The organism is Bradyrhizobium sp. GCM10028915, assembly GCF_042666195.1.
Taxonomy (GTDB): Bacteria; Pseudomonadota; Alphaproteobacteria; order Rhizobiales; family Xanthobacteraceae; genus Bradyrhizobium; species Bradyrhizobium canariense_D.
Window position 1 is genome coordinate 61,428 of record NZ_JBHTFN010000024.1, and the last position, 13,883, is coordinate 75,310.

Annotated in this window: 11 protein-coding genes; 8 read left to right on the top strand and 3 right to left on the bottom strand. The window is 64.1% G+C overall.

The window, feature by feature from the left end:
• Positions 1-37: 37 nt before the first annotated feature.
• The 3 genes from ACFQX9_RS15045 to ACFQX9_RS15055 form a co-directional block, all read right to left on the bottom strand.
• On the bottom strand, positions 38-841 hold the full coding sequence (locus ACFQX9_RS15045; RefSeq protein WP_377789166.1) for a hypothetical protein: 804 nt from the start codon (positions 839-841) through the stop codon (positions 38-40).
• Positions 842-982: 141 nt separating this feature from the next.
• Positions 983-1,633 (bottom strand): glycosyltransferase family 39 protein, encoded by a 651-nt coding sequence (locus ACFQX9_RS15050; RefSeq protein WP_377789168.1) that lies wholly within the window; start codon positions 1,631-1,633, stop codon positions 983-985.
• Positions 1,634-1,871: 238 nt separating this feature from the next.
• Complete coding sequence (locus ACFQX9_RS15055) at positions 1,872-3,479, bottom strand: ABC transporter substrate-binding protein (RefSeq protein WP_219683856.1); 1,608 nt, start codon at positions 3,477-3,479, stop codon at positions 1,872-1,874.
• Between the two features lie 278 nt (positions 3,480-3,757).
• Between ACFQX9_RS15055 and ACFQX9_RS15060 the strand changes: the two genes are divergently transcribed.
• The 8 genes from ACFQX9_RS15060 to ACFQX9_RS15095 all read left to right on the top strand — a co-directional run bounded on the left by ACFQX9_RS15060 (position 3,758) and on the right by ACFQX9_RS15095 (position 13,876).
• Positions 3,758-4,888, top strand: a complete 1,131-nt coding sequence (locus ACFQX9_RS15060) for a M20/M25/M40 family metallo-hydrolase (RefSeq protein ID WP_247456180.1) — start codon at positions 3,758-3,760, stop codon at positions 4,886-4,888.
• A gap of 168 nt (positions 4,889-5,056) precedes the next feature.
• Positions 5,057-5,998: an ABC transporter permease gene (locus ACFQX9_RS15065; RefSeq protein ID WP_007602533.1), complete on the top strand. Its 942-nt coding sequence runs from the start codon at positions 5,057-5,059 to the stop codon at positions 5,996-5,998.
• A 20-nt stretch (positions 5,999-6,018) separates the two neighbouring features.
• Positions 6,019-6,897, top strand: coding sequence for an ABC transporter permease (locus ACFQX9_RS15070; RefSeq protein ID WP_377789171.1), 879 nt, complete (start codon positions 6,019-6,021; stop codon positions 6,895-6,897).
• Between the two features lie 23 nt (positions 6,898-6,920).
• Positions 6,921-8,570, top strand: coding sequence for an ABC transporter ATP-binding protein (locus ACFQX9_RS15075; RefSeq protein WP_026232921.1), 1,650 nt, complete (start codon positions 6,921-6,923; stop codon positions 8,568-8,570).
• Between the two features lie 212 nt (positions 8,571-8,782).
• Positions 8,783-10,288, top strand: coding sequence for a M81 family metallopeptidase (locus tag ACFQX9_RS15080; RefSeq protein ID WP_377789173.1), 1,506 nt, complete (start codon positions 8,783-8,785; stop codon positions 10,286-10,288).
• A gap of 13 nt (positions 10,289-10,301) precedes the next feature.
• On the top strand, positions 10,302-11,474 hold the full coding sequence (locus ACFQX9_RS15085; RefSeq protein ID WP_085351102.1) for a M20 aminoacylase family protein: 1,173 nt from the start codon (positions 10,302-10,304) through the stop codon (positions 11,472-11,474).
• Positions 11,467-12,888: an amidase gene (locus tag ACFQX9_RS15090; RefSeq protein WP_377789176.1), complete on the top strand. Its 1,422-nt coding sequence runs from the start codon at positions 11,467-11,469 to the stop codon at positions 12,886-12,888. Before ACFQX9_RS15085 ends, ACFQX9_RS15090 begins: the two co-directional genes overlap by 8 nt.
• Positions 12,889-12,985: 97 nt before the next feature.
• Positions 12,986-13,876: a crotonase/enoyl-CoA hydratase family protein gene (locus tag ACFQX9_RS15095; RefSeq protein ID WP_377789178.1), complete on the top strand. Its 891-nt coding sequence runs from the start codon at positions 12,986-12,988 to the stop codon at positions 13,874-13,876.
• The last annotated feature ends 7 nt before the right edge of the window (positions 13,877-13,883 follow it).

Genomic DNA, 13,883 nt, shown 5'->3' on the forward strand with positions numbered 1-13,883 from the left:
CGAGCGGGTCCGCGACAGCCACTGCTGAGCAAGACGCCTATTCCGTTGCGCGCCTGCTGGCGCTGAAATCGTCCGCAATGCCTTCGGGTGCCGCGCCGCTTCCACGGGGCGGCACCATCAGCACAACCACTTCCCGCGTGAGACCGGGCCGGCCCCATAGCTGCGCCTGTATGATAAGTTCCCGCTTCATGAAATGCCCGGCGCGCCCGGCCACCGAGTCCATCCACCGGCTGCAATCATCCTGATCGCGAAAACAGAGCGCGGCCCAGCCGCGCTCCAGCGTCGTCTTGTGCGGCAAGCCCCCGGGATATTGATCCTCGAACGGCCGCACGTGGTGCGGGTGGTCCGGGCTGTAGAAGGCTGTCGCGAAGGCCAGTGAATCGTCGCCGCTGACGGCGGCGAGCGGCTCGTCCGTCAGTTCGCGCCACTCGCGTGTCAATCGGCTCGCCGCTTGCGCGTAGAAATTGCGCCCCTCCTCGTAACCGTGATCGTTGCGATAGACCGCGTGGGTCGGCGCGGCGACGAGGACGGCCGTGAGCGCGACACCGGCCACGACCACGGTGAGGTTGACGGTGTAAAAGCGCTCGATTGAATAATTTGTGCCGCAGACCACGAGAATGGCGAACAGAAACAACCCTTGCAAAGCCCATAGCGACGGCAGATCGGTGCCCATCACGAGCGAGATCAGGACCGGCAGCGCAATCGTGCCGACGGCAACGTAAAAGAGGAGCCGCAGGCCCGGATTCATCGCCGCGAAATCGTCCGGAAACTGCTTCAGCCGCGTGCCGGCGATCAATACCCAGCTGACGGCTGACACACTCATGGCCGCCAACAGGCCCAAAAGGAAGTTCCTGACATCAGCAGCAGAACTCGCCGCAGTGCCGTTGGCATGGTTCAGCGCGTAGGTGAAGGTCGATGCCCCCGTGGTCGCGAGCCAATGAAGATGCGGTGACAGCGCCGCAAGCCCGACGACGACCGAAATTCAGGGCGAGGCGGAAGTGAAATAGGCGCGTCGCGCCGGATGCGCCAGCGCGGCAAACGTGAAGCTCGCGACAAGGAAGATCGAATAATATTTGCCGACCATGGCCAGTGCCGTCGTGCATCCCACGGCAACCGCCCACGACGCCGCTCGGGTCTCGAATGCGCGCAGGAAGCACCAGGTCGCCAGCGGCCAGACCGCCAGCAGCACCGCATTGGCGTTGAAGCGCTGGGCATGGAATTGATAGGCCGGCGTCAGCATCAGGAGCAACAGCACCAGGACGCGCTTGTGCCCCGTCACGAATTGCCGCGCGATCCGATCGACGAAGACCAGCGCGAGCCCGGCGTTGGCCATCGCCATCAAGTGCAGCGACCAGTCGGTGAGCGGAAAAACGGCGCTCCAGCTCGCGGCAACCCAGCCGGTCAATGGCGGATGCTTGGGATAGCCCCACGCGAAATGCCGCCCCAGCGTCCAGGCCTCCAGCGTATCGGGGTGCAGACCGCCGCCGGCATAGGCGACTGCCAGATAGAGCGTCCAGATCGCTACGAAGCAGGCGACGAGAAGCGGCACGGCCCAGCCCGTCTCGACGCCATCGAGCCAACGCAGGAATGGCCAGCGCCATCGTGCGGGCGTGCGATCGGACCGCTCGGCCATCGCCTGAATGCAAAATCGATCGGCACGGGAACCAAATGGAGGAAGGAAGATGATGCGCGAGCACGACGCATCTAGTTCTGGATCGAAACAAATAGCAATGATCGCAGACTGGGAACGTTGAAAGCATCCGCTTTCTCAGCCGGCGTAGGTCAACAAAGGACCGAGACTGGCAAAAGAGCGGCGCCGCTGATGACAGCGGCGCCGCATGATGATCCGGACGAAAGGAAGGGCCTTTGCCCTACTCCGACTTGTCGACGTTCCAGAACAGCGGGGTCGCGGGACCGTCGAGCACGCCGGTCAGCGATTTGCGCCAGCCGCTCGGCAGGAGATACTGCCCCAGCGGGATGTAGATCACCTGCTCATAGGCTTCCTTCTGGATGTCAGCGGCGATCTTCTTCTGATCGTCGAGCGAGGCGGCGCGAACGAAGTCGTCCTTGAGCTTTTCGATCTTGGCGTTCTCGGCCCAACCGAACCAGCCCTTCTTGCCCTGGCCGCCGATCGAGAGATTGGCGATCGGGTTGGAGACGTCGGCCGCGACCCAGTTGGTGAAGAACATGTTCCAGCCGCCCTCTTTCGGAGGCTTCTGACTGGCGCGGCGGCTCACCACCGTCTGCCAATCGGTCGCTTGCAGGTCGACCTTGAAGCCGGCCTCGCGCAGCAACTGAGCCGCAACGATCGGCTGCGCCTTCAGCGTCGTGACATCGCCGGGGGCCATGATCACGATCGGGGTGCCGTCATAGCCGGATTCGGCGAGCGCCTTCTTGGCTTCGGCCATGCCGTTGCCCTTCACCAGGGTCTCGGCACCGGCCTCCGTCGCGAACGGCGTATCGCACACGAAGAAGGCGCCACAGACCTTCTGATATTTGGCGTTGCCGACGAGCGCGTCGAGAACGTCCTTCTGGTTTATCGCCAGAAAGGCAGCCCGGCGCACTTTGACATTGTCGAACGGCGGATAAAGGAAGTTCATCCGGCCGAGCGTCTGGAAACCGAACTTGTTCGAGACCTCGATCGTGATCTCCTTGTTCGCTTCCAGCAGCGGGAGCATGTCGTAAGGCAGATTTTCCACGAAGTCGATGTCGCCCGACTGCAACGCGTTCACCGCGGTCTGCGAGTCCGGCATGGTGATCCACTCGACGCGGTCGACCTTCACCACCTTGCCGCCGGAGGTCCAGCTCGACGGCTCCTTGCGCGGCACGTAATCGGTGTTCTTGACGTAGACCGCCTTCACGCCCGGCTGGAATTCCGACTGCACGAACTTGAAAGGACCCGAGCCGATCTGCTCGGGGATCTGCTTGTCCGGCGGCGTCTCGGCGAGGCGCTTCGGCATCATGAAGGCAACGCGGGAGGACGGCTTGCCGATGGAGTCGAGCACGAGGCCGTAGGGCTCCTTCAGCTTCAGCGTGATGGTCTTGGCATCGGTCGCCTCGATGCTCGCGGTGAAGTCGAACAGTTTCTGGCCCATGCCGTCGACTGCGCCCCAGCGCTTGAGCGAGGCAACGCAGTCCTCCGCCGTCACCGGCGCACCGTCATGCCACTTCAGGCCGTCGCGCAGCGTGAACGTGTAGGTGAGCTTGTCGTCGGAGATCTTCCAGTCCGCCATCTGCGGCTGGATCTTGAAGTTCGAATCGGGCGCCACGAGCGTGTCGTAGATCATGTAGCCATGGTCACGCGTGATGTAGGCCGTGGTGAAGATCGGATCGATGATGCGCAGATCCGAATGCATCACCGCCGTGATGGTCTTGCCGGCCGCAAGCACCGGCGAGGCCAGTGCGGTCGAAAGCGCGACGACCGACAGCGCAAGTTTGGAGGCGAACGCGCGAGGCCCCCGGCGCATCAACTTAAACATAAAAGTTCTCCTGACGTGAAACTGTTCAAAGGCAGGTTATTGATTGAGCATCTGGTTCGTTCTTTAGGCGAACTAACCCCATGCAATGCCTTTATCTTTTCGAGACTTGCAGACGGTGCCGAGCGCGTCAATCCGGTTTCGCTGCAAGCCCAAGCGGCGCGCACACGGGCTCCACAAGGATCGGTTTGGCTCTACAACGCTCTCCGCCTGTCCTGCCCGCGCCGATGCAATGCGCGTTCCATGTTCCAAAGCCCAAGAGACATTGGAGAGACATTGAGATGAATCCAGCCAATCTTCCCTTCGATTCCGAAGCGATGCTCCAGGGTCTGCGCGGCTGGGTGGAATGCGAAAGCCCGACCTGGGAGGCGAGCGCCGTGAACCGCATGCTCGATATCGCAGCGCGGGAGATGGCGATCATGGGTGCGACGATCGAGCGCATCGCCGGTCGCCAGGGCTTTGGCGGCGTGATCCGCGCCCGCTTTCCGCATCCGAAGCAGGGCGAACCGGGCATCCTGATCGCCGGACACATGGATACGGTCCACCCCACGGGCACCATCGAGAAGCTGAAATGGCGCCGCGAGGGCAACAAGTGCTATGGCCCCGGCATCTACGACATGAAGGGCGGCAATTATCTTTCGCTGGAAGCCATCCGGCAACTGGCCCGCGCCTCGTTCACGACGCCACTGCCGATCACCGTGCTGTTCACGCCCGACGAGGAAGTCGGCACACCCTCCACGCGCGATATCATCGAGGCGGAAGCCGCACGCAACAAATACGTGCTGGTGCCGGAGCCCGGCCGCGCCGATAACGGCGTCACCACCGGACGTTACGCCATCGCGCGCTTCAATCTCGAGGCGACCGGCCGGCCCAGCCACGCCGGCGCGACCTTGTCGGCGGGCCGCTCGGCGATTCGCGAGATGGCGCGGCAAATCCTCGCCATCGATGCGATGACGGGCGAGGACTGCACGTTTTCGGTCGGCGTCGTGCATGGGGGTCAATGGGTCAATTGCGTTGCCACGACCGCCACCGGCGAAGCGCTTTCGATGGCCAAGCGCCAGGCCGACCTCGATCGCGGCGTTGAGAGGATGCTGGCGCTCTCCGGCACAACCAATGATGTCACGTTCAAGGTGACGCGCGGCGTGACACGTCCGGTTTGGGAGCCCGATGCCGGCACCATGGCGCTGTATGAAAAGGCGCGCGGGATCGCCAAGTCGCTTGGCGCAGAACTGCCGCATGCGAGCGCCGGCGGCGGCTCCGATGGCAATTTCACGGGCGCAATGGGCATCCCTACTCTCGACGGCCTGGGCGTGCGTGGCGGCAACGGCCACACGCTCGAAGAGTATATCGAGGTTGAAAGTCTGGTCGAACGCGGCCGGCTGATGGCGGGGCTGCTCGCGACTCTGGAGTAACGGCGCGAGCCACATCGCCAAAACCGGGCCAGATCACCGAAACAAGTTGACCGCACTGCAAAAACGGTGGCCCGGATGGCATGGGAATTGCTGAAATGTTAGGCTGGTGGCAGAACCCCAGGCTCCAGCCGCTGTCTCTGATTTGACTCTCATCTGACGGGATCCAACTTGCTCGGATATCTCCTTCGCCGAATTCTCGCCGCCGTGCCTGTGATGGGCGTGGTGGCGCTGTTCGTCTTCCTCCTGCTCCGCCTCACCCCGGGCGATCCCGCCGCGATTCTGGCCGGCGACAACGCCACGCCGGAGCGGCTCGAGCGCATCCGCACCTCGCTCGGCCTCAACGAGCCGCTGATCGTGCAGTTCATCACCTGGCTGAACAAGCTGCTGCATGGCGATCTCGGAACGTCACTCATCTCCAACCTTCCGGTGATGAAGATGATCGGCCAGCGGGTCGAGCCGTCGATCTCGATCGCGCTGTCGACCATCATCCTCGCCGTCATCGTCGCTGTTCCCCTGGGCGTGATCGCGGCCTGGAAGCACGGCACCTGGATCGACCGCTTCGTGATGGGCCTGTCCGTGCTCGGCTTCTCGGTGCCGGTGTTCGTGGTCGGCTACATCCTGATCGAGGTCTTCGCGATCGACCTGCGCTGGGTGCCGGTGCAGGGCTTCCGCAGCATCTCGAACGGGTTTGGGCCGTTCTTCGAGCGCATCATCCTGCCGACCTGTGCGCTGTCCTTCATCTATATCGCTTTGATCGCGCGCATGACGCGCGCGGCGATGCTCGACGTGCTCGGCGAGGACTACGTCCGCACCGCGCGGGCAAAAGGCATCAACGAGGTCGCCGTGATGATGCGGCACGCGCTGCGCAACGCGGCCGTGCCCGTGATCACGGTGATCGGTACCGGCTTTGCGCTTTTGATCTCCGGGGTCGTCGTCACCGAGAGCGTGTTCAACATCCCCGGCATCGGCCGCCTCACGGTGGATGCGGTGCTGGCGCGCGACTATCCGGTGATCCAGGCGATGATCTTGCTGACGTCGCTGATCTATGTCGTCGTCAATCTCCTGATCGACGTCGCCTACACGCTGCTCGATCCCCGGATCCGGTACTAGGGCTAAGGATAACAACAAAAATGTCGGTCGATACCCTTCCCCAGTCCTCCATCCCGATCACGTCGCCGCTGCGACCGCGCCTCGGATTCCTGACCTCGACGCCGATCATTGCGGCGGCGACCATCTGCCTGGCGTTGGTTGTGCTGATCTCGATCCTGGCACCGTTGATCGCGCCGTATGATCCGATCCAGCTTGCGCCCTCGCAGCGGCTGAAGCCCTCTTCGGCGCAATTCCTGCTCGGCACCGACGCCTATGGCCGCGACCTGCTGTCGCGCGTCATGTATGGCGGACGCATTTCGCTTCTGATCGGCATCGGCTCGGCGATCATGTCGATCGTCATTGGGTTGGCGATCGGCCTCGTCTCCGGCTTCTTCAAGCTGATCGATTCCGTCATGATGCGGATCATGGACGGCCTGATGGCAATGCCGAGCATCCTGCTGGCAATCGCCGTGGTGTCGCTGTCCGGCGCCAGCCTCTGGACGGTGCTGATCGCGATCACGATCCCCGAAGTTCCGCGCGTGGCACGCCTGGTGCGTTCGGTCGTGCTGTCGGCGCGCGAAGAGCCCTATGTTGAAGCGGCGATCTCGGTCGGCACATCCCTGCCAAAGATCATGTGGCGGCATTTGATGCCGAACACGATCGCACCTCTGATCGTGCAGGGCAGTTACGTCTGCGCGTCCGCGATCCTTACTGAGGCCATCCTCTCCTTCCTCGGCGCCGGCATCTCGCCGGAGACGCCGACCTGGGGCAACATCATGGCCGAGGGCCGTCAGTACTTCCAGCTCAAGCCGACGCTGATCTTCTGGCCGGGCCTGCTGCTCTCGATCGCCATCCTCAGCATCAATTTGATCGGCGACGCCGCCCGCGATGCACTCGATCCGCGCATGAAGCAGCGGTAAGGCAAATGATGACCGATCAAGTGATGACCAGCCCCATCCTCGACATCAACAACCTCGTCGTGTCCGTCGGCAAGAAGCCGAATGCTGCAAACATCCTCGACGGCATCTCGATCCAGGTGCACGAGCGCGAGACGCTGTGCCTTGTCGGCGAAAGCGGCTCGGGCAAGTCGGTGACCTCCCTGACCACGATGGGTCTGCTGCCGAAGGGCACGCTCGTTCCCACCGGCGGCAGCGTCAAGCTGGTCGGCGAGGAGATTCTCACCGCGACCGACCGCCGCCTGCGGCAGCTCCGCGCGACCCGAATGGCGATGATCTTCCAGGAGCCGATGACGGCACTCAATCCGGTGATGCCGGTCGGCCGTCAGATCGACGAAGTCCTGCGCGCGCACACCAAACTCGACGCGAAGGCGCGCAAGAAGCGTATCCTCGACATGATGGAGCAGGTGCGCCTGCCCCAGGTTGAGCGTATCTTTGCCTCCTACCCTCACCGACTCTCCGGCGGTCAGCGCCAGCGCATCATGATCGCGATGGCGCTCGTGCTCGAACCGAAGCTGCTCATTGCGGACGAACCGACCACCGCGCTCGACGTCACCACGCAGAAGCAGATCTTGACCCTGATCCGCGACCTCCAGCGCGATCACGGAACCGCCGTGCTGTTCATCACCCACGACATGGGCGTGGTCGCCGAGATCGCCGACCGCGTCGCCGTGATGCGGCAGGGCCGACTGGTCGAGACCGGAACGCTGGATTCCATCCTGCGCAATCCGACCATGGAGTACACCCGCAACCTGCTTTCCGCAGTACCGAGCCTGGTGCCGCGCGCGGCACGGCTTGAGACCAAGGAACCGGTGGTGCTGGAAGCCAACGAGCTTGGGAAGGTCTACCGCGAGCGCGCGTTCTTCGGTAAAGGCCGCGAGGTCGTCGCTGCCGACAAGGTCACGCTGACGCTACGCAAGGGTCGCACGCTCGGCATCGTCGGCGAGAGCGGTTCGGGCAAATCGACCGTGGCGCGCTGCATCGTCCGCCTGATCGACCCGACTTCGGGCGGCGTGCGCCTCTCCGGCCGCGAGATCTCGGACATTTCGCGGCGGCTGTTGCAGCCGCATCGGAAGAAGATCCAGATCGTATTCCAGGACCCTTACCGCTCGCTCAACCCGCGCGTCACCGTCGGCGAAAGCATCGCGGAAGGCCCCATCAATTATGGCGTGTCGCATGCCGACGCAATGAAGCGTGCCCGCGAATTGCTCGAGCTGGTCGGCCTGCCCGCCGATGCGGTCGCGCGCTATCCGCACCAGTTCTCCGGCGGCCAGCGTCAGCGCATTGCGATCGCCCGCGCGCTCGCGCTCGATCCCGACGTGCTGGTCGCGGACGAGGCCGTCTCCGCCCTCGACGTCTCCGTGCAGGCGCAGGTGCTGGAACTGTTCGACGAGATCCAGAAGCGGCTCGGCATCGCCATCCTGTTCATCACTCACGATCTACGCGTCGCAGCACAGATCTGCGACGAGGTCATGGTGATGCAACACGGCCGCGTCGTCGAGCAGGGGCCGGCCGCCGAAGTGCTGACGCATCCGAAGGAGGCGTACACCAGAGCCTTGCTCGAGGCAGCGCCAGGCCGCGGCTGGGATTTTGCTAACTTCCGGCCGGTGGCCGAGGGCGCGGCGGCTAGCGCCTAGTCTCTCGCCTCGTCATTGCGAGCGCAGCGAAGCAATCCAGACTGTCCCTGCGGAAGGATTCTGGATTGCTTCGCTTCGCTCGCAATGACGGCGGTTGCGACAAGCATTCCCAAAACGGCTTGACGCCATGCGCGGCGCGATTGCTTCCCGGCTTGCTCTCGCCGCAAGCACAGGGCTAACGTCGCGCACATTCAATTGCTGGACTTGAGTTGATGACACGTATCGCCGTCGGCGGCTTCCTGCACGAGACTAACACCTTCGCTCCGACGAAGGCGACCTTCGCAGACTTCCAGCACGGCGGCGGCTGGCCGGCGATGACGCAAGGTCCCGACGTGTTGAAGGTGATGCGCCGCATCAATGTCGGCCTCGCCGGTTTCGTCGACAGCGCCGAGGCCCATGGCTGGGAACTCGTTCCGACGATTGCCTGCGGCGCGAGCCCTTCGGCGCATGTCACCAAGGACGCCTTCGAGCGCATCGTGAAGGTCATGGTCGATGGCATTGCCGCCGCCGGCCCGATCGACGCCGTCTATCTCGATCTGCACGGCGCGATGGTCACGGAACATCTCGACGACGGCGAAGGCGAGATTCTCGCGCGCGTGCGCCGCGTCATCGGCAAGGGCATTCCGCTTGTCGCGAGCCTCGACCTGCACGCCAACGTCACGCCCGAGATGATAGAGCATGCGGACGCGCTGATCGCCTACCGCACCTATCCCCATATCGACATGGCCGCGACCGGCCGCGCCTGCGCGCAACATCTCGCATTGCTTCTGAAGACAAAGCAGCGTTTCGCAAAGGCCTTCCGGCAATTGCCGTTCCTGATCCCGATCAGCTGGCAGTGCACCAACGACCAGCCGACCAAGGGCATCTACGAAAAGCTTGCCGCGCTTGAGAGCGAAGCGATTCCGACGCTGTCCTTCGCGTCCGGCTTCCCCGCCGCCGATTTCCGCGATTGCGGGCCGAGCGTGTTCGCCTATGGCAAGACGCAAGCCGATGCCGACCGCGCGGCGGATGCAATCGTGAAGTTGATCGAAAGTCACGAGGACGATTTCGACGGCAAGATCTGGTCACCCGATGACGGCGTGCGCCACGCGATGGAACTCTCGAAGGGCGCGAGCAAGCCGATCATCATCGCCGACACCCAGGACAATCCCGGCGCCGGCGGCGATTCCGACACCACCGGCATGCTACGCGCGCTGGTGCGCAACAAGGCGAGTGCTGCGACCGGCGCGATCTACGATCCGGAATCGGCCAAGGCCGCGCATGCAGCCGGCGCCGGTGCCACCGTGACGCTGTCGCTCGGCGGCAAGTCCGGCATTCCCGGCGACGAGCCCTATCGTGAGACCTTCGTCGTTGAAAAACTCTCCGACGGCCGCTTCATCGCGCCCGGGCCCTACTACGGCGGCCGCGAGATGGAGATGGGCCCCTCCGCCTGCCTGCGCATCGGCGACGTCCGCGTTGTCGTCTCCTCGCACAAGGCGCAGCTCGCCGACCAGGCAATGTACCGCTATGTCGGCATCGAGCCGACCGAAGAGAAGATTTTGGTCAACAAGAGCTCGGTGCACTTCCGCGCCGATTTCGAGCCGATCGCAGAAAAGCTGATGATCTGCGCCGCCCCCGGCGCGATGCCCGCGGACACAGCCACGCTGCCATGGACGCGCCTGCGGCCGGGCATCCGCATCAAGCCGAACGGCCCGATTTTCACTCCCTCCTCACGCTAACTGGACAGAACACATGCCCACGATCGACCGCATCGACGGCTATGCCGACGAACTCACTGCTATCAGGCGCGACCTTCACGCCCATCCGGAAATCGGCTTCGAGGAAGTGCGCACCTCCGGAATCGTCGCGGACAAGCTGAAGAGCTGGGGCATCGAGGTGCATCGCGGTCTCGGCGGCACCGGCGTGATCGGAGTCATCAAGGGCAAGGGTTCGAGCGGCAAGCGTATCGGGCTTCGCGCCGACATGGACGCGCTGCCGATGGAGGAGAACACCAATCTGAAATGGAGCTCGAAAATCCCCGGCCGCTTCCACGGCTGTGGCCATGACGGCCACACCACCATGCTGCTCGGCACCGCGCGCTACCTCGCCGAAACCAGGAACTTCGACGGCACCGTGCACCTGATCTTCCAGCCGGCCGAGGAAGGTCTCGGCGGCGCCCGCGCGATGATCAAGGACGGGCTGTTCGAGAAATTTCCCTGCGACGAACTCTACGGCCTGCACAACGCGCCCGACCTCAACCACGGCGAGATCGCGATCCTGCCCGGCCCCGCGATGGCCAGCGCCGACTTCTTCGACCTCCGCATCACTGGCTACGGCGCGCACGGCGCGATGCCCGAACGCTCCAAGGACGCGGTGATCATCGCGACCACGCTGGCGCAGGCGATCCAGACCATCGTCAGCCGCAACGTCGAGCCGCTGCAGGCCGCCGTCGTCTCGATCACGCAGATTCACGCCGGTTCGGCGTACAACGTCATCCCTGGCGAAGCGCATCTTTGCGGCACCATCCGCACTTTCTCGAAAGAAGTCCGCATCCTGATCAGCGAACGCATTCGCACGATCTGCGCCGGCATTGCGAGCGCCTATCAGTGCGTGATCGACGTCGACATCCGCGACACCTTCGATGTGCTGGTCAACCAGGTCGAGCAGTCCAAGGTGGTCGAGGAGGTCGCGCGCACCATCGTCGACCCCGCCAACGTGATCACCCGCGCCCAGCCGAAGATGGGCAGCGAGGATTTTGCCGACATGCTGCAAACCATTCCCGGCGCCTATTTCTGGGTCGGCCACGATGGCTCGGTGCCCGTGCACAATCCCGGCTTCGTGCTCGACGACAAGATCCTGCCGATCGGTGCCAGCATGTTCGCCCGGATCATCGAGACGCGGATGCCGGTGGGTGCCCATGCATAAAAAGGACGTCGAAGAGGCGATCACCTCGCTGCACGATCTTTCCGCGGTCGATCTGATCGCGGGCTATCGCGCCAAGCAGTTCTCGCCGAGCGAGGTGCTGGAAGACGTGCTCGCGCACGTCGCCGCGTGGGAGCCGCACCTCAAGGCGCTTTATGCATTCGATCCCGACGGCGCGCGCGAGACCGCGAAGGCCTCGACCGCGCGCTGGTCCGGGGGCGAGCCGTCCGGCGCGCTCGACGGTGTGCCGGTGACGGTGAAGGACAACATCGCGACAAAGGGCGTGCCGGTGCCGCTGGGCGCGGCCAGCGTCAAGCTGGTGCCGGCCGAGAAGGACGCACCACCCGCCGCGCGCCTGCGCGAAGCCGGCGCGATCATCTTCGCCAAGACCACCATGCCCGATTACGGCATGCTGTCCTCGGGGCTGTCTTCTTTCCATGCGCTCGCGCGCAATCCCTGGGACCTCTCCAAGAATCCCGGCGGCTCCAGCGCCGGCGCGGGCGCCGCTGCGGCAGCCGGCTATGGTCCGCTGCATCTCGGCACCGATATCGGCGGCTCGGTCCGCCTGCCCGCGGGCTGGTGCGGCCTCGTCGGATTGAAGCCGAGCTTTGGCCGCGTGCCGATCGATCCCACCTATGTCGGCCGCGTCGCCGGCCCCATGACCCGCACTGTTGACGATTGCGCGCTGATGATGAGCGTGATCGCAAAACCCGACCGGCGCGACGGCATGAGCCTGCCAGCGGAGCCCCTCAACTGGAAGGGGCCGGAGAAATCCCCGCGCAAACTGCGCATCGGATTGATGCTCGATCCCGGCGTTGGCCTGGCGCTGGAGAAACCGGTACGCGAGGTCGCGGTAAAGGCGGCGAAAGCGTTCGAATCCGCAGGCGCCGTCGTCACCGAGGTCGACGGCATCCTCACGCGCGAGATGCTCGACGGCCTCGACAACTTCTGGCGCGCGCGGATGTGGGACGATCTGTCCAAGCTGACGCCGGCCGAACAGGCCAAGGTGCTGCCCTACATCTTCAAATGGGGCGAGTCCGGCGCAAAGCTGTCCGGCGTCGACGTCATCAGGGGCTTCAACCAGACCATGGCAATCCGCGCTGCGGCATCAAAGCTGTTCTGCGAGCTCGACTATGTGATCTCGCCGACCGCGCCAAACGTGAATTATCCGGCGGAGTGGGCCTCGCCGACCAACGATCCCATGAAGCCGTTCGAACACATCGCCTATACCGTGCCATGGAATATGTCGGAGAATCCGGCGATCTCCATCAACGGCGGCTTCGACGCCAAGGGTTTTCCCATCGGCGTGCAGATCGTCGGCCGCCGCTTCGACGATATCGGCGTGCTTGGCATGGCCAAGGCGTTCGAGAGCCTGCGCGGGCCGCAGAAGCCCTGGCCGAGCCCGCCGGCGAATTAGAGCCGGGCTACCAACGCCCAGTCCGCGCAAGACGGACGCTGGCGTCCATGCATGACGTCTCTTCGAGACAGAATTCAGGACAGGGAAGGAACCCATCATGGCGTATGAGACGATCAAATACGAAATCGCCGAGCAGATCCTCACCATCACGCTGAACCGGCCCGACAAGCTCAACGCCTTCAACGCGCAGATGCAAGGAGAGCTGATCGACGCATTCGACGCCGCCGACAAGGACGACGACGTCCGTGCCATCATCGTCACAGGCGCCGGCCGCGGGTTTTGCGCGGGCGCAGACCTTTCGTCGGGCGCCGACACCTTTGATCGCGACGCACGGCGCGGACCGGTGAAGCGCTTCGCCGACGGCAAGGTCGACTACAGTGATTCCCAGGTGCGCGACGGCGGTGGCCAGGTGACACTGCGCATCTTCAAATGCCTGAAACCGGTGATTGCCGCGGTGAACGGTCCCGCGGTCGGCATCGGTGTTACCATGCAGCTCGCGATGGACATCCGCATCGCCTCCGATGCCGCGCGCTTCGGCTTCGTGTTCTCCCAGCGCGGCATCGTGCCGGAGGCGGCCTCGAGCTGGTTCCTGCCGCGCATCGTCGGCATCTCGCAGGCGCTGGAATGGTGCTATTCGGGCCGCGTCTTCCCGGCCCAGGAAGCCCTCGCAGGACGTCTCGTCAGCAAGGTCGTGGCCCCCGATGATCTGCTGCCGACCGCCCGCGCGCTCGCCAAGGAATTCGCGGCCAAGACCGCGCCGGTATCGGTGGCGCTGATCCGGCAGATGATGTGGCGCATGATGGGCGCTGACGACCCGATGGAAGCCCACAAGGTCGACAGCCGTGGCATCTACGCCCGCGGCCGCTCCGACGACGTGAAGGAAGGCGTGGTGTCGTTCCTGGAAAAGCGCCCTGCGCAGTTCAAGAACAAGGTGTCGAGCGATATGCCGGATTATTTCCCGTGGTGGACTGAGCGGGAGTACAAGTGACCTTGTA

Coding starts and splice junctions, on each gene's coding strand:
- ACFQX9_RS15060 (WP_247456180.1), top strand. CDS start 3,758: ATGAATCCAGCCAATCTTCCCTTCGATTCCGAAGCGATGCTCCAGGGT.
- ACFQX9_RS15075 (WP_026232921.1), top strand. CDS start 6,921: ATGACCAGCCCCATCCTCGACATCAACAACCTCGTCGTGTCCGTCGGC.
- ACFQX9_RS15055 (WP_219683856.1), bottom strand. CDS start 3,479: ATGTTTAAGTTGATGCGCCGGGGGCCTCGCGCGTTCGCCTCCAAACTT.
- ACFQX9_RS15085 (WP_085351102.1), top strand. CDS start 10,302: ATGCCCACGATCGACCGCATCGACGGCTATGCCGACGAACTCACTGCT.
- ACFQX9_RS15070 (WP_377789171.1), top strand. CDS start 6,019: ATGTCGGTCGATACCCTTCCCCAGTCCTCCATCCCGATCACGTCGCCG.
- ACFQX9_RS15050 (WP_377789168.1), bottom strand. CDS start 1,633: ATGGCCGAGCGGTCCGATCGCACGCCCGCACGATGGCGCTGGCCATTC.
- ACFQX9_RS15080 (WP_377789173.1), top strand. CDS start 8,783: ATGACACGTATCGCCGTCGGCGGCTTCCTGCACGAGACTAACACCTTC.
- ACFQX9_RS15095 (WP_377789178.1), top strand. CDS start 12,986: ATGGCGTATGAGACGATCAAATACGAAATCGCCGAGCAGATCCTCACC.
- ACFQX9_RS15090 (WP_377789176.1), top strand. CDS start 11,467: ATGCATAAAAAGGACGTCGAAGAGGCGATCACCTCGCTGCACGATCTT.